Genomic DNA, 19,983 nt, shown 5'->3' with positions numbered 1-19,983 from the left:
CGTATTTTGTCGAAACAAACTCGGTTTCTGCCCTTTTCCTCACTCAATGCTTAACAGCCAAGTCCCCAGGTAACGCATCAATGGAACGTCCCCTGGGGTGCGGATGCGGAGGTTGAAATTGTACATTCCGCCGGGACTTGGGTTCTGGACGTTGGAGAGCACAACTTCAACGTTGCTACCTGCTGGAATTGGTTCTGCAGGATAAATTTCTATGAATCGATTTTCTTTATCCCAGATTACTTCTTGCAATTGTATTGTTTTGTCTTTGACGCGCACTTTAATATCTTTTTGGTCGAATTCGCCTTTGTAGTAGTCTGGATAGGATATGTTCAGTTGGGCGATCGCCAAACTTACTTTTTTGGAAGGAATTCGCAGCCGGTATCTGTCACCGTTCATCCCTGCTTTGCCGTAATCCAAGCGATAGTTTAATTGGTTGGCGCGCTCGGGGCCGCCGAAAATTGTGAATCCCGGCATTCCTTGGGCTAAACTGATGGCGGGTAAGCCTGTCAGCAAACAACCTGTAACTGCTAGTGCTGAAAATAATCGTCTCATAATCGCTCCTCTGACCAAAATTAGAATGGAACCTTAAATATTTACTGCGGGCAATTGGCAATGAATGCCTTTAATATAGCGATTGTTTTGGCAATTTGATGAGTGCGATCGCCCGAATTCAATCAATTTTTTTTTTGCGTAATACTGACAACAGACATTTACACTACAGAATTAGGCAGCGTTTTATTATACCATACTCGGCTGCAAATTGAATAGTTTAACGAAATTGAATCTATAAGACAAGTTAAAGAAGCGAGTGTATTTTTGGCGATCGGCTTTACTATCAACGTGAGAAGCCAGCAGAATAGATTTCAACCGCCACCGGGCCAGCAATTGAAATCGCTTCTTGTCAAACGATGTCCGCGACTCGGCTTCCCTCGCCGAACACCTCTGCGGACTGGGAAATTTGAATTTCCACCTGCGTCTGCAGGTTTTGTCTGACTTTCTGCTGGCGGTTTCAACCGCCCTGTCTCGTCCAGGCGCGGTTGAAACCGCCATGTCTCGTCCAGGCGCGGTTGAAACCGCCATGTATGCGTGCGGTTGAAACCGCCCTGTCTATGTCTAGAGTAAAGGAGAGTTAGTCAGGAACTCAGGGCTAAAGCCGCTGAGCTTGTAAGAAATTACAAGCTATTCTGACCAGCCTAAGTCTTAACTGACTACGTTATTCAGGTCACGACACCGGAGAATGCGACGCTAGTTTTCTGCTCTGTCGCTAGTTGTTAAACAGTCTTAAAGTCACTGAGACAGTGCTGCTAGCCTAACAAGCCTTTATAACCTTGGCCGACAAGCGAACATTACCCCAGAAATGGGAGTTTGAGGCAACCATACCTCATCGGAGAGGTTAATTAAATTTCCTCTCCGACCCCCGAAAGGGGATTCAAGGCGATTGAAATCGCCGAGCCGTTTTCCTCTCAGGACTGAAGTCGCTGAGTTTCCCACTTGCCGAGTTTTTCTTATGAAATTAGCGATCGCCAAAGAATTTAAAGCAGAGGAACGCCGGGTGGCCTTAGTGCCCGACGCTGTAGCCCGATTAGTCAAACAGGGCGTAGAAGTTTGGGTTGAGGCCGGTGCCGGGGAAAAATCGTTTTTCTCGGATCTTGCTTACGAAGAAGCCGGAGCTCGTGTTATCGGTGATACCGCTACGCTGTGGGGCGAAGCCGATGTCGTCGTCAAAATCGGGGAGATCCAAGAATCTGAAGTTCATCAACTCCGCGAAGGAGGCGTTTTCATCGGATTTTTGAATCCTTTGGGAAATCCGGCTTTAGTGCAGCGGTTGGCCGATCGCAAAGTAACGGCATTCAGCATGGAAATGATCCCGCGCACCAGCCGCGCCCAAAGCATGGATGCACTGTCATCCCAAGCCAACGTCGCCGGTTACAAAGCCGTACTGATCGCAGCCTGTGCATTGCCAAAATATTTCCCAATGCTGACAACGGCGGCGGGTACAATTCGCCCCGCGAAAATATTGGTAATGGGTGTGGGCGTTGCGGGCTTGCAGGCGATCGCCACAGCGCGCCGTTTGGGTGCAGTTGTCGAAGCCTTCGACATCCGCCCGGAAACCAAAGAACAAGTGCAAAGCTTGGGTGCTAAATTCGTTGATGTCGAACTAAAAGAAGAAACCGTCGCCGCCGGTGGCTATGCAAAAGAGCTATCAGAAGCCGCTAAAGAATACACCCGCCAAGTGCTCACCCAACACGTCAGCGCCTCCGATGCAGTGATTACCACCGCTCAAGTTCCCGGCAGAAAAGCACCTATTTTAGTTACCCGAGAAATGGTTTCTCAAATGAAACCGGGATCGATAATTGTTGACCTCGCGGCGGAACAAGGCGGCAATTGCGAGTGTTCGGAAGCAGGGAAAGATGTTGAATGGAACGGTGTTAATGTCATCGGGCCGATTAATTTGCCGTCCTCGATGCCGGTACACGCTAGCGAAACTTACTCGAAGAATATCTCGGCTTTGGTTCAGTTGATGCTGAAAGATAAGGAACTCAATTTGAATTTTGAAGACGATATCATTGCTGGTGCTTGCGTCGCCCGCGATGGCGAAATTAGCAACCAGCGAGTTCGGGATGCTTTGGCTGCTGAGGCTTCAGCCGTTAGTTAGTTAATAGTCAACAGTCATTAGTCATTAGTAGGAAAATGGGTGATTTCATTAGTGTCAGCTTAAATCTAAAACCGTTGATAAATCTCGTTGGTAGTCAAGGCCAGATCCCCCTAAATCCCCCTTAAGAAGGGGAGTAGGGGTTGACTTTGAATGCTTCTTGTCCCCCCCTTCTTAAGGGGGAGTAGGGGGCAAGCTAAGGGGGGATCTGATCTCGGCAGTAAACAGCAGTCTGTGAAGACGTTTGACCTGGTTGGGAAACGGTAAAGCTTTTACAGTTGATGACTAAGGACTAATGACTATTGACTAACAACTAACAACTAATGACTAATGACTAATGACTAATGACTAATAACCAATTACCAATTACCAATTGTCATGGCAGAAGGATTGATTGCAGGTTTAGTAGTGTTTACGCTAGCGTCGTTTGTGGGATTTGAAGTAATTAATAAAGTCCCGCCGACGCTGCACACACCTTTGATGTCGGGATCGAATGCGATTTCAGGAATTGCAGTTTTAGGCGCAATTCTGATTTCGGGCCAGGGAAATGTGACTGTTACTTCGATTTTGGGGACGATCGCGATCGCCCTGGCCACAATTAACGTTGTCGCCGGTTTTTTAGTAACCGATCGAATGCTGCAAATGTTCAAGAAAAAAGAGGTTAAAGCGTGAGCGATTTTCTGCCCAGTGGCATTCAGCTAGGCTATCTAGTGGCTGCATCTTTATTTATCGTCGGTTTGAAACAATTGGGTTCTCCGGCTACTGCGCGTCAAGGAAACGTGTTAGCTGCGATCGGGATGTTTATTGCGATCGTCGGTACTTTACTCGAAAGGCAAGTTATCAGCTACGAATTGATTGCTGTCGGAATAATCATCGGTTCCATTGTGGGAACAATTATGGCGAAAACCGTTGCAATGACGGATATGCCGCAGATGGTGGGTTTGCTTAACGGTTTTGGGGGCGCGGCTTCTGCACTCGTTGCTGTGGGCGAATTCTGGCGCTATCTCAGCATCCCGGAATCGCCAACTCCAGACGCGACAATCACGATCCTTTTGGGTGTGCTCATTGGCGGGATTACTTTCACTGGTAGCCTTGTGGCGTTTGCGAAGCTGCAAGAATTGCTACCGGGTGCGCCCATGACGTTTCCGCTGCAACAGCCGTTTAATGCGATGCTGGCGATCGCGCTTTTAGCCGGCAGCGGTTATATGGTGTTTCACCCGGAAGATGTACCGGTATTCCTGGCTTTGGTGGCTATTTCTAATATCCTGGGTATCATGTTTGTGCTCCCGATTGGCGGTGGCGATATGCCGGTTGTGGTGTCGCTGCTTAACTCCTATTCGGGGATTGCGGCGAGTGTGGCTGGGTTCATTTTGATGAACAATATGCTGATTATCGCTGGTGCACTTGTTGGCGCGTCTGGAATCATTTTGACGCAGATCATGTGTAAGGCGATGAATCGATCGCTTGGTAGTGTGTTGTTTAGCGCCTTTGGTAGCGGTGGTGCTAGTGCTGGGGCTGCTGGGGCTGCTGCTGGTGCTACTGACAAAACTGTTCGCAGTATCAATCTCGAAGAAAGTGCGATGATGTTGGGTTATGCGCGATCGGTGGTAATTATTCCCGGTTACGGAATGGCTGTAGCGCAAGCCCAGCATTCGGTACGCGAGTTAGCCGACGGTTTGGAAAAAATGGGTGTTGACGTGAAATACGCGATTCACCCGGTGGCTGGGCGGATGCCGGGGCACATGAATGTGTTGTTGGCGGAAGCAAACGTGCCTTATCCGCAGTTGTACGATATGGACGATATCAACCCGCAATTTGAAGAAACGGATGTGGCGTTGGTAATCGGCGCGAATGATGTGGTGAATCCGGCGGCGCGTCACGATACGGCGAGCCCGATTTACGGGATGCCGATTTTGGAGGTTGATAAGGCTAAGCATACTATCGTGATCAAGCGCGGGATGAGTGCTGGTTTTTCCGGTGTTGACAATGAGTTGTTTTACAAGGATAAGACGATGATGTTGTTTGGTAGCGCTAAGGATGTGGTTGCGAAATTAGTTGCTGAGGTGAAGCAGTTGTAGGATTTTTCCGATCGCACATTAACGCACATTAACGCAGATAATTAAACCCGGTTTCTCCAAGAAACCGGGTTTGTGTTTTGATTGGGTTTTGATATCAATACTCTTCAGTCGGCGGAGGCTGACTTCGTTTGTCTAGTCGCGATTTCAATCGCCGAGTCTTCTAATATCAAATCCGGTAGCATCGGAATGATTCAGATATATATTCTCGGACTCTGTGTACTCTGTGTTCTAGCGCCGATTAAATCATTCCGATCCAACCGGAAACGATATAACTTGTGGGAAGGCAGAAACCGGGTTTTTTGCAAAAATATTTCCTAAAATTTTTGAACTACAATTTTTATCATATATTTATGGCATAACCGAAGCTTAAGCTATGATAATAACCGAATTAAAAGTCAATCTTGCTTCCTTAACGATCGCAGATAAAGCAGCAGCTATAGAAATTTTACTTCAAACTTTAACCAACGGTTCCCTCGGCATAAAAAAAACTCCCGGCTGGTGCGGCGGTGATGCTGGTGTTGGCAATACTCGCATACCCGTTTGGTCGCTCGTGGGCGATCGCCGTTTAGGTGCTTCCGATGGTATCATTCTATAATCATTTCCCCATTTAACCGCCGCTGACTTGGTAAATGCTTGGGCTTATGCTGATGCTGATCCAGAGGAAATTGAACAAGCAATCAAAGAAAATGAGGAAGCCTAAAAGATGGCGTAAATATCCCATAACAGAACTTACCGACTCCGACAAAGAAACGGGGTTTTTTATCTAATCTGTCGGTAGCAACAAAGTATTTTTGAGAAAAACCCGGTTTCTCGGCCCCATGCTAAGTCCTATTCGCCCAAATCACCGTAAAATCTTACCAAAGGCACCAAGATTAGGTAAAATAATTTGTGTGTCAGAGGATAAACTATATGCGCTGGGTTAAATATATTACGATCGCGATTGTCAATACTTTCGGTGTCGTCATCGGTATTATTTGGGTTGCTGTGCCCGCAACAGTGGCTCAACCTTCCCTCAACTACCAACTCGCACTCTCAGGGCGAGAGTCAGACGGCGACACTCCGCAATCGCTCCCGGAACTATACAAATTGCGCGATCGCCTCAAGGTAGAATTAGATAACAGCACCAAAAATCCCGACAACAACCTATTTTCTCCAGAACATTGGAACCGCCAGCAATCCAAAAATCTGGCCGAGCAACTCCAAAACGCTCAAAGTCAGATTCAAACAGAAGAAAGAGCTAAAAATAATTGGGACGATGCTGCTAAAATAGCCGCCAGAGCTGTTGTAATTGGACGCACTTCTAAAGCCGACCCTGCTACTTGGGAAGAGTCACAACGCCTGTGGCAAATGGCGCTCAACCACCTGCGACTCATCCCTCACGGTTCTTTTTTGACTGAGCGGGCGATCGACAAAACCATCGAATATCAAGGAAACCTCACTGTCGCTACCTACGAATGGCAAGTAGCACGTTCTCAACAGAAAATTAGAGCCGAGGAAGAACAGGTAAGAGAGCTAGCCAGAAAAGAGCAAGAGAAAAAAGAACTCGCCCGCCGAGAAATAGAGAGAAAAGAACAAGAGAAAAAAGAAATCGCCCGCCAAGAAATAGAAAGACAAGAATTTGCCCGACAAGAATTAATCCGTCAAGAACGAGAAAAACAAGAATTGGCCCGCCAAGAACTCGCCCGCCAAGAATTAGAAAAGCAGGAACGAGAAAAACAAGAATTAGCCCGCCAAGAACAAGAAAAGCAGGAATTAGCCCGCCAAGAACAAGAAAAGCAGGAATTAGCCCGCCAAGAACTAGCCCGCCAAGAATTAGAAAAGCAGGAATTAGCCCGCCAAGAACTCGCCCGCCAAGAATTAGAAATAAATCAGCAAGCAACTCCTCAACCAACTCCTGAGTCAACCGCAACTGCAACTCCCGCCCCTGTAGACCTCGCAGCCTCGCCGACCAACTTCTTCTTTGCGGGAGATACTAACAGAGACGGCGAAATTAATCAACTAGACGAAGCCGGAAAAGAACAATGGTCATTGTCTAACGGCGCGCTAATTGTGTTTAATGATCCCAAGAACGATCGCACAAAAATAGCCCCTTGGAAACAAACCAAAGTTAGCGTCCCCCGCCGCGCCGCCATGCTTTCTCAAGTTAACTTAACGTTGTCTGAAAACTTCAAAACCTCTCAATTATTTATCACTGCTGATAGCATCGCCAGCCCTCATGTCAACGTTTTTCAGAAAATAGGCGATGGATGGCAAGCTGTAGATATATCCGGTACAAAACCCCTAGTTTTCAGCACGAATATTGTTTTAGGTGTCGAAGCAAAACAATTTGCCGATCGCAATTGGAACGGCAAAGTCAATCTCAAAGCAACTGCCGAAAACAACGGTCAACAAATCGCCGCCACCACAATCCAAATGGGTGTCAGTCCTTGGATAATACCAGCCAATACCGCACCAGTAACAGAAGTTCAAGTCAGCGACAGAGGGGCCGCCAACAGTGAATTTATCTCGCAACTGAAACAAGCAGTAGAACCCACTGGCGCTCAATTAAAAATCATCCAGGGCGAGAATGCTTGGATGCAAAATATTCAGAAAAACGGTTACATTCAACTTCCCGAAAAATCTGATATACGCCAATTGAATGTGGCTCTCAAAAGCACTGACGAACCCAATAAAAACCCGCCGGATAAATCAAGTGAAGAGCGTAACTTGAGAGTAATTAAAATTGGCAACTCTCGCGACGACAACCCCGTAAGTCAGTGGTCAAATGGCTACGGAAATTTGCAGGTGACACCGCCGATTCCCGGATATCCAATGGGTAGAGCTTATTACGGAAATTCGGGAAATGCTAGTTTTAATCCAGAGGTACTTGATTTTATTCAAGCTCAAAGAATTCAAGGGCCTGCGGTGGATATTGATACTTCTTGGCTTTTGACTCGCCAAGTCGATGAAATTATCAATTTTATTCCCAGTCAAACTCCCGGAAAATATGTAATGGCGATCGCCAGTCCAGAAGCAGGAGTTAGACTGTTAGAAGAATTGTCAAAAACAGGTTACGGCGAGGTTACTATCAATCGCGGTTTGAGCAATGAAACTACAGTCAGCGCCGCCTTGAAAAATCAAGCTTTAATGCAACACAATCTCAATTTGCAAAAGCAGAAAATTAACCCGATATTAGACAAGTTGAAAAGAGAGTTTTCACTGACAGACGACCAAATCGTTCAAGTTCCAGCGATGTTTGGCTACAGCGGTTATGCTTGGTGGCCGAATATGGTCAATTCGGTACCAGTCAACGGCAATTTGTTAGTTTCTAATCCGCGCGGCCCGATGATTGACGGCAGAGATTACACTCAAGAAAGATTGCGCCAACTGCTGCTTCCTGCTGGTGTTAGTGTGAGTTTTCTAAACGATCGCTATTATCAAGAATTGAAAGGAAACGTGCAGTCGGCAACGAATACTGTGAGGAAGCCTGAACTGCAGCCTTTTTGGCAGACTTTGCCTAATAATTAGTAATCGGGAATTGGGAGTCGGAAATTGGTAATTTGTAGGGGCGGATTTCACCAACAATACTCGCCTGTAACGAATAATCTCATAAACCCGCCCCCACCCCACCGCAAATCCCGACTCGCATTCCTCTGCTAATATTTAGCAAAACTCTGCTTAGGAGTTTAAGAGATGGCTACCCTGCAAAAAGCTCGATCGCTATAATATAGATACGACATTCCCAGCAGCCAAACCCGCCATAGACTATGACACTAAAAGAATTAGAACCGCAACTGCTTTCCCTGACTCCGCCTGAGAAAGCTCTAGCAATACAGATATTAGCTCAAAGTTTAGCCAACACCTGGCAGGGAATTGAAAAAACTCCCGGTACTGTCGGCGGTAATGCCAGGATTGCAGGCACTAGAATTTCTGTTTGGGGACTGGTAGAGTCTCGCCGATTAGGTGCAACTGATGCTCAACTTTTAGAAGATTATCCGCATCTTAGCGCTAGCGACTTGAAAAATGCCTGGGCTTATGCTGAAGCATTTCCTGACGAGATTGAAGCAGCAATTAATTTGAACGATATAGATTAACAGAATGGCACGTTTGTATGCAGATGAACAATTCCCTAGGGTAGTAGTTGAATTACTTCGCGCTCTAGGTCACGATGTGTTTACCGTACAACAAGCGAGGAATGCAAATCTGGGCATTCCTGATGAAGATGTCCTGGCTTTTGCTGTTACAAAGGAACGCGCAGTTTTAACACTCAATAGAATCGATTTTATCCGACTGCACGCTTCACAACCCAACCATTCTGGTATCATTGTCTGTAAAGACGACCAACAAGACAGACAGAGGATGGCTGCACGAATTTCGGAGGCTATTGCTAATGTGGAAACACTCAAAGGAATGCTGGTTCGAGTCAATCGTCCATCTCGATAAATATCATAGGTTTTAAAAGTTCGTAAATTTCCGATCGCCCCAGCCGACAGATTACTCGATCGCGTTTTCGGGCAGTTTGTCAATCGCCTTGCGGTATTATTTCACTGCAGCCGATCGCACAGATCGCGTAAAATGCTAAAAAGCAATCTTTATACGAGAATTTTATCCCATGAGTGAAGAACTTGAAAAAAATCAAATATTGACTCAGCAGCCAGAAACAATTGGCAGTTTCGATGCAGATTCCGCACCAGCAGAAACTCCAATGAAAAATGCCGCTATCGAAGATGATTTAACTGTCACTTCTGAAGCAGCAGAAATTTCCAGTGAAACACCCCAAACCGAAAATAGTTTAACTACCAATACCGCCACACAAAGTCCGACTAAAACTGCCGTCAAACAAGATATTTTCATTACCAATCTTGAAACAGAAACAGAAGCAATTCCATTTGCCGCCGATATCGCTGCGGAAACAACTCAACCCGCAACTTATCCGCCTCCAATAATTCACACAGCAAATCCTGAACCAAAACCAACTAAAATTTGGCAAATTTTGGCTATTTTTTTCAGCGGAATGTTAGTCGGTTCAGTGCTCAGTCTCGGCAGTTTCCTAGCGTGGAAAATGTATCAGGAAAGAGCGAACATTCAAATCAGACTACCCGCTGACGTACCCCTGCGGGAAAGCCCTCCGCCTGTCCCAGCAGCGCGCCTCAACCGCCGGCCCGGACTTCCCCCAGCACCCCAGCAGACACTGCCCCTCACCATCCCGCCGTCGGCCGGTCAGACTCCAATTCCCTCGCTCTCAGGGGTTCCGCCACTTGCTTCGCCGTTGCCGAACTCTTCTCCATCTCCTTCTGGCGCTGCGGTGGAAACTCCTGTAACTGAGCGAGTTAACTTTCCAGGAGGTGCTACGGGAACTACTCTCAACAATAGTTTGCGAGCCAATATATCCAAGCGCTACTTGGTAGAATGCAATAGCGGCCAAAGCATGACAATCAAGGTTCAAGAAGGTCAAGTTAATGCGGCAATCAGTGCTCCTAACGGTGAAAAAATCGGCACTGCAGATAGCGCGAGTCAGTGGCAAGGTCAGCTACCAAGCAGCGGCGATTATACTATTGAAATTTCGGGCGATCGCCAAGCAAACTACGTTGTTAAAATAGAAGTAAAATAGTAAGTATAATTTGCTCGGGCGGTAGTTGCCAAATATATCAACCCGCCCCGCCAATTACCAATTACTAATTACTAATTACCAATGGTCGCACAAGTATCTCCAAGCATCTACGAAGCCAAGACTCAGGAAATAGCTAAAGAAATCCTGAAGGCTACTCAAGACAAAAAGCGATCGTTTTTCGGCCAACTGCAAGACCAAATGCGCTGGGACGACAAACTGATGGATTGGGCAATGGCCAGCCCCGGACTGCGCGTCCAATTGTTTCGATTTATTGACTGTTTGCCCGCCCTCCGCAGCAAGCCGGAAATTGCCCGCCACTTGCAAGAATACCTGACTGTGGAAGAGGTAGAATTGCCCGAAGCTTTGAAAAAATTGCTCAGCTTTGCTAACGCTGATTCTGTCCCCGGTCAATTGGCTGCGACAACGGTTGCGCCTGCGGTGGAAACTTTGGCACACAAGTATATTTCTGGGGAAAATATCAAGCAGGTAATTAAAACCTTAGAACGACTTCGCAAAGATAAAATGGGTTTTACAGTTGACCTTTTGGGGGAAGCTGTGATTACAGAAGCTGAAGCGGAAAGTTATCTCAACCGCTATTTGGAATTGATGGCGGAACTGGCGAAGGCAGCGAATAATTGGTCGCAGGTAGATGCCATTGACAAAGCTGATGGCGAAACTTTGCCGCGAGTGCAAGTATCTGTCAAGTTAACGGCTTTTTATTCTCAGTTTGACCCGCTGGATGCTAAAGGCAGCGAGGAGAAAGTCAGCGATAAAATTCGCCTGTTATTGCGCCGCGCCCAGGAGTTGGGAACTGCCGTTCACTTCGACATGGAACAGTACGCCTATAAGAGTTTAACTCTCAGCATTCTCAAAGACTTATTGTTAGAGGAAGAGTTTCGCAGTCGCACGGATATTGGTATCACATTGCAGGCATATTTGCGCGACAGCAAACAAGATTTGCAAGATATTATTGCGTGGGCTAAGAAACGCGGCAATCCCATAACTGTACGGCTGGTGAAAGGCGCTTATTGGGATCAGGAAACTATCAAGGCGATGCAGAAAGATTGGCCACAACCTGTATACAATGACAAGGTTGCTACGGATGCAAATTTTGAAGCAATGACGCAGTTGCTTCTAGAAAATCATGATTTTTTGTATGCAGCAATTGGCAGTCACAACGTGCGATCGCAAGCCAGGGCGATCGCGATTGCCGAAACTCTCAACATACCGCGCCGCCGCTTTGAAATGCAGGTATTGTACGGTATGGGCGACAAATTGGCGAAGCTTTTGGTCGATCGGGGTTATCGCGTCCGAGTATACTGTCCCTACGGCGATTTGTTGCCGGGAATGGCTTATTTAATCCGCCGATTGCTGGAAAATACCGCCAACAGTTCGTTTATCCGGCAAAGTTCCGAAGAAATGCCGATCGAACAATTATTAGCCGCCCCAGTAGCCAACGGCAACGACCAGCTAGTTTACAGCAAAGTATTCCCCAACGTCGCCGATACCGACTACGCCAATACCAAATTGCGGCAACAAGCAGAAACAGCCATCAAATCAGTGCGCGCCAACCTAGGAAAAACCTATTTACCCCTAATCGATGGCGAGTACCAAAATACCGAAACCACAGTCAATTCCCTCAACCCTTCCAATCCCGCAGAAATAGTCGGCAAAATCGGATTGCTTTCGGAACAGCAAGCCAAACAAGCCCTAGAAGCAGCAAAAGCAGCCTCTACGAGTTGGCGGAAAACCCCCGTCCGCCAGCGCGCCGGAGTTTTGCGAAAAGCAGCAGAATTGATGGAACAGCGGCGGCACGAACTGTCAGCTTGGATGGTATTTGAAGTCGGGAAACCAGTCAGAGAATGCGATGCCGAAGTTTCCGAAGCTATCGATTTTTGTCGCTACTACGCCGACGAAATGGAACGGTTGGAACAAGGGCAAAATTACGATATAGCCGGAGAAAATAACCGCTATACCTATCAGCCGCGCGGCATTTCTTTGATTATTTCTCCTTGGAATTTTCCCCTCGCAATTCCCGTAGGCATGACAGTTGCATCGCTGGTTGCTGGTAATTGTACTTTACTCAAACCAGCGGAATTTTCCTCAGTAATTGCTGCCAAAATAGCCGAGATTTTGCTAGAATCCGGGATTCCTAAAGGCGTATTTCAATACGTGCCTTGCAAAGGTTCAACCGTGGGGGCGTATATGGTGAAACACCCAGATGTTCACATGATTACCTTCACCGGTTCTCAGGAAGTTGGCTGTCAGATTTATGCGGATGCTGCGATTTTGCAACCTGGCCAAAAACACCTGAAGCGAGTAATTGCGGAAATGGGCGGCAAGAATGCAATTATTGTCGATGAAAGTGCGGATTTAGACCAAGCCGTGGCGGGGGTGGTTTATTCGGCATTTGGATATAGCGGTCAAAAATGTTCTGCTTGTTCGCGCGTAATTGCGATCGAATCGGTGTACGATACTTTTGTGGAAAGATTGATAGAAGCTGCGCGATCGCTCAACGTCGGTGCAGCCGAAAATCCCAGCACTCAAGTCGGGCCAGTCATCGATGCCACCGCCCAGTCGCGCATCCGCGAATACATCGAAAAAGGTCGCGCCGAAGCTAAGATAGCCTTAGAAATGGCGGCACCCGAAACCGGTTATTTTGTCGGCCCAGTGATTGTTACGGAAGTATCGCCGACTGCAACTCTCGCCCAAGAAGAAATTTTTGGCCCGGTGTTGTCGGTGATTCGGGCAAAAAATTTCAGCGAAGCGATTGTTATTGCTAACGGTACTAATTTCGCTTTAACCGGCGGATTGTATTCTCGCACGCCTTCGCATATCGATCGCGCCCAAGCCGATTTTGAAGTCGGAAACCTGTACATAAATCGCGGAATCACCGGCGCAGTGGTATCGCGGCAACCCTTCGGAGGATTCAAACTTTCGGGAGTTGGTTCCAAAGCCGGCGGCCCGGATTACTTGCTGCAATTCCTCGAACCGCGCACAATAACCGAAAATATTCAGCGACAAGGTTTTGCGCCGATTGAAGGAGTAGACGATTAATCATTCTTTGATTCGATGGTTCGGATTTGTGTCCTCTGAATAGAAGTTCGTAACAACCATAAATCGTAAAAACTAGAATTTGTAGGGGTGGGTTCGCCAAAATTTTTGACACCTAACCAGGTATCTTAAAAACCCGCCCCCACCAACCTAAAAATTCAGAATTCATTGAATTTAACCTGTGGCGGAACATTTCGAGAGGTTATATCAAATCCTCTCTTCATCGGAATAGTAAATTCACTGTTGACTGTTAACTGTTGTTATTTGTTATTTGTTATTTGTTACTTGTTACTTGTTACTTGTTGGTTGCGATGCCCTATGCCCTATGCCCTATGCCCACTCCTAGCACCTCATCTTTCTGAGAAAGGGTATATATTGTTAAATAAATCCATCGTCGCCATTAAAATTTAATTAATTATTGATTTATGGAAATTCCTAAAAACAGCCATAGCGCGAAACTTTCCCCTGCGATTCCCCCACAATGGCTGCGATATTTAATCGTTGTTTTATTACTTTTAGGCATATTTTTTCGCTTCGGCAATCTCGGAGGAAAAGTATACTGGATAGATGAAGCTTATACCTCTTTGCGGATGTCCGGTTATACAGAATCAGAGTTTATTGAGCAAGTAGTTGACGGAAAAATTCGAGAAATTCAATACTTACAAAAATACCAGCGGATTAATTCAGAAAAAAGCGTAGTCGATACTGTCAAAGGTCTAGCATTAGAAGAACCTCAACTCGCTCCCCTGTATTTTATCACAACCAGATTTTGGGTGCAACTGTTCGGCGATTCAATAGCTGTAACTAGAAGTATGTCGGCAGTTTTTAGCCTGCTGGCCTTGCCTTGTATGTATTGGTTGTGCTTAGAATTATTTGAATCCTCCCTAACAGCTTGGTTGGGAGTTTCTTTACTAGCTGTATCGCCTTTTCAAATAGTTTACGCTCAAGAAGCTCGACCTTACAGTTTATTTGTCTTAGTAATTTTGCTGTCGGGCGCTGCTTTGCTGCGGGCAATGCGTCTAAAAACTAACAGTAGTTGGGCAATTTATGCCGTAACAGTAGCGCTGGGATTTTATTCTCACCTATTATTTGCACTGGTAGCACTAGGACATGGAATATATGTAGCTATCTCGGAAAAGCTGCGGTTTAAAAAAAATATAATTGGCTATTTACTAGCATCAATAACCGGAATTATTGCTTTTTCTCCTTGGATTTTAGTTTTTATAATCAACTCCCAAAATGTCAATCAAAAAACATCTTGGCAGTCTTTAAAGATTCCCCTTCCAGACTTAGCTGTCAATTGGGTGTATAACATTGCTAAGCAATTTTTTGATCTAGGAATAGACTCCAATGTACCGCGATTATATTCGAGATTGCTCCTACTTTTGATTTTAATAATTGTTGCATATTCTTTTTATTTACTCCTGAAGTATACAGAACAGCGTGTTTGGTTGTTTGTTATGACATTAACCTGCGTGATAGTCGTGATTTTTTTACCCGCAGATATAATTTTTGGCGGAATTAGATCGCTCAACACGCGCTACATGATTCCCTGTTATCTAGGAATGCAAATAGCTGTTGCCTATCTTTTTGCTTCCAAAATCACATCTCCTCAAGTTACAGTGCAGTTGCAAAAGCTGTGGAGGCTGGCTTTTGCTGCTGTGCTATCTGTTGGGATTATCTCTTGCTGCATCTATTTGCCGGCAGACACTTGGTGGAATAAAGACCGTTCTTATATTAACATCCCGATCGCCCGCACGGTTAACTCAGCTTCTGGGCCTTTACTGGTTGCAGATTTGTGGGTGTATAGTGTAGATAAAATCGCTAATTTACTCAGTCTGAGTTACCTGCTGGTTCCCCAAACTAAATTTATCGTATTCCCGCCTCAAACCGTGGAAATTCCCCCAAATTTTAAGGAGATATTTTTATACGGAATTTCCCCTGAAGTAAAAGCCGAAATCGAAAAAAAGACTCCCTATGAAATCGAAAAAATTTATTCTCTAAAAGGTGGAGATACCATTTTGAGTAAGTTGCGAACCAAGTAAAAAATATTTAAAAAATGCGTTTTAATTTACCTAGAAATTGGTTGGGCTTTCTGATAATCGCCGTATTAACAATCGGCATTTTATTTCGATTTGTCAATCTCGATGGCAAATTTTACTGGATAGACGAAACCTATACTTCTTTAAGAGTTTCCGGCTACACCGAAGCGGAAATGCTCAAGCAAATTTCCTACAATAAAATAACCTCGCCCTCGGATTTACAAAAATACCAGCAGGTAAATTCCGAAAAAACCTTAAGCGATAGCCTGAATTCCTTAGCAACCGAAGACCCGCAACACCCGCCGCTGTATTACGTACTAGCGCGATTTTGGGCGCAATGGTTCGGCACTTCAGTTACAGCAATGAGAAGTTTGGCCGCCGTGATTAGCTTGCTAGTATTTCCCGCCATTTATTGGCTGGCTTGGGAGTTATTTGAATCCTCAGCAGTAGCATGGATGGCGATCGCAATTTTCGCGATTTCTCCCTACCAAATCTTATTTGCCCAAGAAGCCAGACAGTACAGTTTGTGGACATTAACTACTATTTTATCGAGTGCAGCCTTGCTGCGAGCAATGCGCCCCGAAGCAAATCAAAATCCAATTTGGCTGGTTTCTCACTGGGCGCTTTACGCAGTCACAGCAGCAATGGGATTTTACACCCACTTGTTATTTGTCTGCGTCGCCGCCGCCCATGCAATCTACGTCGCCTTGATTGCCAACTGGCGCGATATTAAAACATTTATTGCCTATTATGTAGCCGCTTTAATTGCTTTAATCGGCTTCATGCCTACCCTCGTAAATACTGTAGAAAATTTAAATCAAATTAGAAGCACAACAGTATGGGCAGAACAGACAAATCTCTTAAGATTAGTTAGCAGGTGGGTGGGCTCCCTCAGCATAGCATTTTTTGATATTGGCATTGATGGAAGTGCCAGTGCCACACAACTAGCCTTGATAATTCCCGCTGGTATCGCGATTCTAGCTTTAGTCGGCTATGCGATTTATTTTCTGTGCCGGCAAACACCAAAGCGGGTGTGGTTGATGGTATTGTTATTAATTGCCACAACCGCAATATTTTTAGCATTACCCGATATACTTAAAGGCGGCAGGCGATCGGCAAATCCGCGATATTTAGTTCCTTGTTATGTGGGAATTCAGCTAGCAGTTGCTTACCTGCTGTCTACAAAAATTAGCAACAAATGTGATAACTTAAAACAGCAAAGATTGTGGAAAATAGTTATAGTCTCACTGTTTTGTGCAGGCATCATATCCGGTGGAGTTAGTTCTGGGGCCGATAGTTGGTGGAACAAAGGCAGCGGCTGGCTGCGCGCCGAATTGGAAGTAGCGGCGATTGTCAATTCTGCCAGCAATCCCTTAATAATCAGCGATGCGAATATCGCATACATGATGGCTTTGAGTTATCGCTTGCAACCACAAGTCAAACTGCTAATAGAACCGCGCTGCTATACTTCTTGCTACAAAAATCAAGAATTGGCACGAAAAAAACCTGAACCCCCGACAATTCCCGGCGGTTTCAGCGACTTGTTTTTATACAGACCGTCCTCAAATTTGCGATCGGCAATTGACCAACAAAACTATCAAATAAATCCGGCGGTTAGTAATGTCGATCTCAATCTCTGGAAAATTACTAAGAAATAATCTAAAAGATTGGGGGAAAAAAATATCTGGTTCGCTGTGAAATACGGCCCAGCAACTGAATTTTTGAAAGTATGTCGCAAGTAGAGTAGAATATGGCTGCTTTTCGGGGTAAGCTAGAAATTAAGCATCTAAAAATAACATAAAAAATCTACAATGACAGTAACTGAAACCTCCAATATTCGCAAACTGCTGTGCGATCCAGAGTTAGGACTGATCCCTCATCTAGAAAAGTGCCTGAAAGACTTGCACTCGTCTGCGATCGCCAGCGGAGAGAAATTTAAGGTAGAACCTTACGATATCGAACTGCAAAGCTGCGACACCCAGAAGCATCCCAACGACCAAAGACCGATCGTCACTCAGTCAGTGTTAATCAAAATTCCCTTGACAGGGAAAGCTGAAGACAAGATGCACTTATTTCTGATTGCAAGTGACTTGCAGAACCAAATCGACATCAAAATTATCGACTGGAGTGCCTTAGAACGCCGCCAATATGACATTCACGGCATCCCCTTAAAGCAGCCGATTACCAAAATTGAGGGCGAGATGAAATACGATTTAGTATTCGATCGACCAAATCACTGCTGCATCACTCTGTGCCGCAAATTTGACTTGATTTACGCCGCCAATTATTAAGGATCGGAGTTGATGGTTGACGCTGCAACTATACAAAATTAGGATTAAAGTCATCAATACAAACCTACGATCAAGTTTGTAGTGAGGACTTTATTCCTTCTTGAGATTTTGATGAGAAAGGACTACAATCCTGACTACAAACCGGATTGAATTTAAACCGATCGATTGGCAGTTTCCGCCAGAATCTGCTTAATTTGAGCAGGAGTCAGACTCGGATTTGCCTGCAACATCAAAGCTATCACCCCAGCTACGTGCGGCACTCCCATTGAAGTACCCGCAAAATATCGATAGGGAATCCCCGGTTGAGAAAGCGGTACAGTTGAATAAACGTCACCAGAATCTGCCCTGCCACCATCACCACCCGGAGCAACAAAGTAATTAATTAGCTCTGATCCCGCCCGGTTAGAAAAATCGGCAAATAAGCCGTTGCGGCTAACCGCACCGACAGCAATTCCTACGTCATTTGCAAACCGAGCCGGATAATCTACCTGCGGGCGAGCATCATTTCCCGCTGCTGAAACTACGAGTATGCCGCGAGCTTCGGCAGCTTGAATTGCAGTCAATTCTCGATCGTTCAACTGTTGGCCACCCAAACTCACATTAATCACTTTTGCTCCATTTGCTACCGCATAATAAATCGCCTCAATTTCATTGTTAATTGTCCCCACTCCGGCGCTATCGAGTATTTTTAAAGGCATAATTTTCGCAGTCGGAGCCGTTCCAGTAATTCCCACTCCATCTTTTTTCGCAGCAACTAAACCCGAGATATGAGTGCCGTGACTGTTATCATCCATCGGGTCATTATCGCCGTTGACAAAATCCCATCCCCGGAAATCGTCCACAAAGCCATTGCCATCATCATCAACGCCGTTGCTAGCTTTATTGCGACCACCCGCATCAACGCCGCTTTCCCCCGGATTGCTCCAAACATTCCCGGTCAAATCCGGGTGATTGTAGTCAATTCCGCTGTCGATAACTGCTACTACAATGCCGTCTCCAGTCAAGCCTTGCGCCCAAACTTCTGGAGCTTTGATTAAATCTCGACCCCACTCGTCGCCGCCCAAGTCGGGAACGTCAGGAAAAGTTGGAACACCCGCAGCCTTAGCAACTGCTGCCGCCGCATTCACCAAACCGAAGCCGAAACGACTGTCAAAACCAGGTAAGTTGCTTGGATTGTTATCAGAAATAGTTGGAGGGGTTGCAGACAGATTTAGGGTAAAGTTTGTATTGCCTTGGTATTGAGAAACTCGGATAAAGTAAGTTCCTGCTGCCAAATTTTTGAGGTCGATTGACTCCGGCGATAAACCAGGTTCTTGAGAAGCAGCAATAATATCGGTAAAGTCAATAGAATTGTCGCCATTAATATCTTTAATCAGAGCAACGCCAACATCACCCGTAAAATTGTTGACTGTTAATTTAAAGTCGCTAGTTGCGGGCAAAGTAAAGCGGTAAATGTCGTCTGGTTGAGCGCTGCTAACCGAGTCGGTGATGGTTTGAGTGCTGTCCAAAACGCCTAAATCGCGGGCTTGGCTGAGTTGGTTTCCCAATAGGGTGCTTGCAGAGATAAATTTATCGGCGAGGTCTTGTGGAGATGCGTTGGCTACCAAGCCTAAAATAGCATTGGATTGGCGAATTTTAATTAATGTATTGGAAATGCCGGGGGCGATCGCGATTTCTTCGAGCATCAAGTCAGCTTCGGTAAGATTGTCAGTCAGTCCGATCGCATCGACAAAACTGTTAAAGTCTGTAATGATGTCAGCGGCTGCGGGATCGGAGACTGCCGTGTCGCTGCGGAGGACGAAGGTATCGGAGCCCAAACCCCCTGTCAGGGTATCTGTGCCTCCATCGCCTACTAAAACGTCGTTACCGCGGCCGCCGTAGAGGTCATCATCTCCCCTACCTCCCTGCAGGGTATCGCTGCCAGAATTGCCAAATAAGAAGTCATTGCCGGTACCGCCGTTGAGCAAGTCATTCCCGACGCCACCGAATAGTGTATCGGAATTGCTGCCGCCGAGGAGTCTGTCGTTACCGCTGTCACCGTTGAGGCGATCGGCATCCGAGGAACCGACAATCAAATCGTTACCTCCGAGGGCAAAAAGTCCGTTAGGATAAGGAGTCAAAAAGCCCGGAGTTAATGCGAAACTGTTGGGACTATCATCTAAAAGATAGGAAAGACCGTCTGGACTCGGGCTGGCCATAGAAATTTACTCCTTAAGTACGATCGATCTAAATTTTAGATATAAAACATGAAATTGTGGTTAAGAAATCTACAATC

The 19,983-nt window shown here is 45.9% G+C and carries 13 protein-coding genes and 1 pseudogene; 12 read left to right on the top strand and 2 right to left on the bottom strand.

Annotated features, from left to right (window positions below; translation table 11 throughout):
- Positions 1–39 precede the first annotated feature (39 nt).
- Entirely contained in the window at positions 40–552 is a 513-nt protein-coding gene (locus QUA01_RS08490; RefSeq protein ID WP_194067891.1) for a DUF2808 domain-containing protein, read from the bottom strand.
- Positions 553–1,507: 955 nt separating this feature from the next.
- On the opposite strand from QUA01_RS08490, the gene QUA01_RS08485 reads away from it, so the two are divergent.
- From QUA01_RS08485 to QUA01_RS08430, 12 genes and pseudogenes are all read left to right on the top strand, one after another.
- Complete coding sequence (locus QUA01_RS08485; protein WP_333089129.1) at positions 1,508–2,656, top strand: Re/Si-specific NAD(P)(+) transhydrogenase subunit alpha; 1,149 nt, start codon at positions 1,508–1,510, stop codon at positions 2,654–2,656.
- 375 nt (positions 2,657–3,031) lie between these two features.
- Entirely contained in the window at positions 3,032–3,325 is a 294-nt protein-coding gene (locus tag QUA01_RS08480; protein ID WP_106150865.1) for an NAD(P) transhydrogenase subunit alpha, read from the top strand.
- Positions 3,322–4,731 carry an NAD(P)(+) transhydrogenase (Re/Si-specific) subunit beta gene (locus tag QUA01_RS08475; protein ID WP_333089126.1) on the top strand — a complete coding sequence of 470 codons (1,410 nt, stop codon included), beginning with the start codon at positions 3,322–3,324 and terminating at the stop codon, positions 4,729–4,731. The genes QUA01_RS08480 and QUA01_RS08475 overlap by 4 nt, the downstream gene beginning before the upstream one ends.
- A gap of 373 nt (positions 4,732–5,104) precedes the next feature.
- Positions 5,105–5,431: pseudogene (locus QUA01_RS08470) on the top strand (DUF433 domain-containing protein).
- A 209-nt stretch (positions 5,432–5,640) separates the two neighbouring features.
- On the top strand, positions 5,641–8,238 hold the full coding sequence (locus tag QUA01_RS08465) for a protein-arginine deiminase family protein (RefSeq protein ID WP_333089124.1): 2,598 nt from the start codon (positions 5,641–5,643) through the stop codon (positions 8,236–8,238).
- A gap of 239 nt (positions 8,239–8,477) precedes the next feature.
- Entirely contained in the window at positions 8,478–8,804 is a 327-nt protein-coding gene (locus QUA01_RS08460) for a DUF433 domain-containing protein (RefSeq protein ID WP_333089123.1), read from the top strand.
- A gap of 4 nt (positions 8,805–8,808) precedes the next feature.
- Complete coding sequence (locus QUA01_RS08455; protein ID WP_333089121.1) at positions 8,809–9,153, top strand: DUF5615 family PIN-like protein; 345 nt, start codon at positions 8,809–8,811, stop codon at positions 9,151–9,153.
- Between the two features lie 169 nt (positions 9,154–9,322).
- Positions 9,323–10,321: a hypothetical protein gene (locus QUA01_RS08450; protein WP_333089118.1), complete on the top strand. Its 999-nt coding sequence runs from the start codon at positions 9,323–9,325 to the stop codon at positions 10,319–10,321.
- A gap of 81 nt (positions 10,322–10,402) precedes the next feature.
- Entirely contained in the window at positions 10,403–13,378 is a 2,976-nt protein-coding gene (gene pruA, locus QUA01_RS08445) for an L-glutamate gamma-semialdehyde dehydrogenase (protein WP_333089115.1), read from the top strand.
- A gap of 422 nt (positions 13,379–13,800) precedes the next feature.
- On the top strand, positions 13,801–15,420 hold the full coding sequence (locus tag QUA01_RS08440; RefSeq protein ID WP_333089113.1) for a glycosyltransferase family 39 protein: 1,620 nt from the start codon (positions 13,801–13,803) through the stop codon (positions 15,418–15,420).
- 14 nt (positions 15,421–15,434) lie between these two features.
- The gene (locus tag QUA01_RS08435; RefSeq protein WP_333089111.1) at positions 15,435–17,075 is read left to right on the top strand and encodes a glycosyltransferase family 39 protein; all 1,641 of its coding nucleotides are present in this window, start codon (positions 15,435–15,437) and stop codon (positions 17,073–17,075) included.
- Between the two features lie 153 nt (positions 17,076–17,228).
- On the top strand, positions 17,229–17,708 hold the full coding sequence (locus QUA01_RS08430; RefSeq protein ID WP_333089109.1) for a hypothetical protein: 480 nt from the start codon (positions 17,229–17,231) through the stop codon (positions 17,706–17,708).
- A 152-nt stretch (positions 17,709–17,860) separates the two neighbouring features.
- Here QUA01_RS08430 and QUA01_RS08425 read toward each other — a convergent pair whose 3' ends face one another.
- Complete coding sequence (locus tag QUA01_RS08425) at positions 17,861–19,906, bottom strand: S8 family serine peptidase (RefSeq protein WP_333089108.1); 2,046 nt, start codon at positions 19,904–19,906, stop codon at positions 17,861–17,863.
- Between the last annotated feature and the right edge of the window lie 77 nt (positions 19,907–19,983).

The sequence above is a fragment of the Microcoleus sp. S36a_B3 genome (genome assembly GCF_036700745.1).
Taxonomy (GTDB): domain Bacteria; phylum Cyanobacteriota; class Cyanobacteriia; order Cyanobacteriales; family Microcoleaceae; genus Microcoleus.
This window is presented reverse-complemented; position numbering and strand designations above follow the sequence as displayed.

What these genes read in the sequence shown, in the direction of transcription:
- QUA01_RS08435 (WP_333089111.1), top strand. Translation starts at nt 15,435, where the DNA reads ATGCGTTTTAATTTACCTAGAAATTGGTTGGGCTTTCTGATAATCGCC.
- QUA01_RS08450 (WP_333089118.1), top strand. Translation starts at nt 9,323, where the DNA reads ATGAGTGAAGAACTTGAAAAAAATCAAATATTGACTCAGCAGCCAGAA.
- QUA01_RS08485 (WP_333089129.1), top strand. Translation starts at nt 1,508, where the DNA reads ATGAAATTAGCGATCGCCAAAGAATTTAAAGCAGAGGAACGCCGGGTG.
- QUA01_RS08425 (WP_333089108.1), bottom strand. Translation starts at nt 19,906, where the DNA reads ATGGCCAGCCCGAGTCCAGACGGTCTTTCCTATCTTTTAGATGATAGT.
- QUA01_RS08490 (WP_194067891.1), bottom strand. Translation starts at nt 552, where the DNA reads ATGAGACGATTATTTTCAGCACTAGCAGTTACAGGTTGTTTGCTGACA.
- QUA01_RS08455 (WP_333089121.1), top strand. Translation starts at nt 8,809, where the DNA reads ATGGCACGTTTGTATGCAGATGAACAATTCCCTAGGGTAGTAGTTGAA.
- QUA01_RS08430 (WP_333089109.1), top strand. Translation starts at nt 17,229, where the DNA reads ATGACAGTAACTGAAACCTCCAATATTCGCAAACTGCTGTGCGATCCA.
- QUA01_RS08440 (WP_333089113.1), top strand. Translation starts at nt 13,801, where the DNA reads ATGGAAATTCCTAAAAACAGCCATAGCGCGAAACTTTCCCCTGCGATT.
- pruA (WP_333089115.1), top strand. Translation starts at nt 10,403, where the DNA reads ATGGTCGCACAAGTATCTCCAAGCATCTACGAAGCCAAGACTCAGGAA.
- QUA01_RS08460 (WP_333089123.1), top strand. Translation starts at nt 8,478, where the DNA reads ATGACACTAAAAGAATTAGAACCGCAACTGCTTTCCCTGACTCCGCCT.
- QUA01_RS08465 (WP_333089124.1), top strand. Translation starts at nt 5,641, where the DNA reads ATGCGCTGGGTTAAATATATTACGATCGCGATTGTCAATACTTTCGGT.
- QUA01_RS08480 (WP_106150865.1), top strand. Translation starts at nt 3,032, where the DNA reads ATGGCAGAAGGATTGATTGCAGGTTTAGTAGTGTTTACGCTAGCGTCG.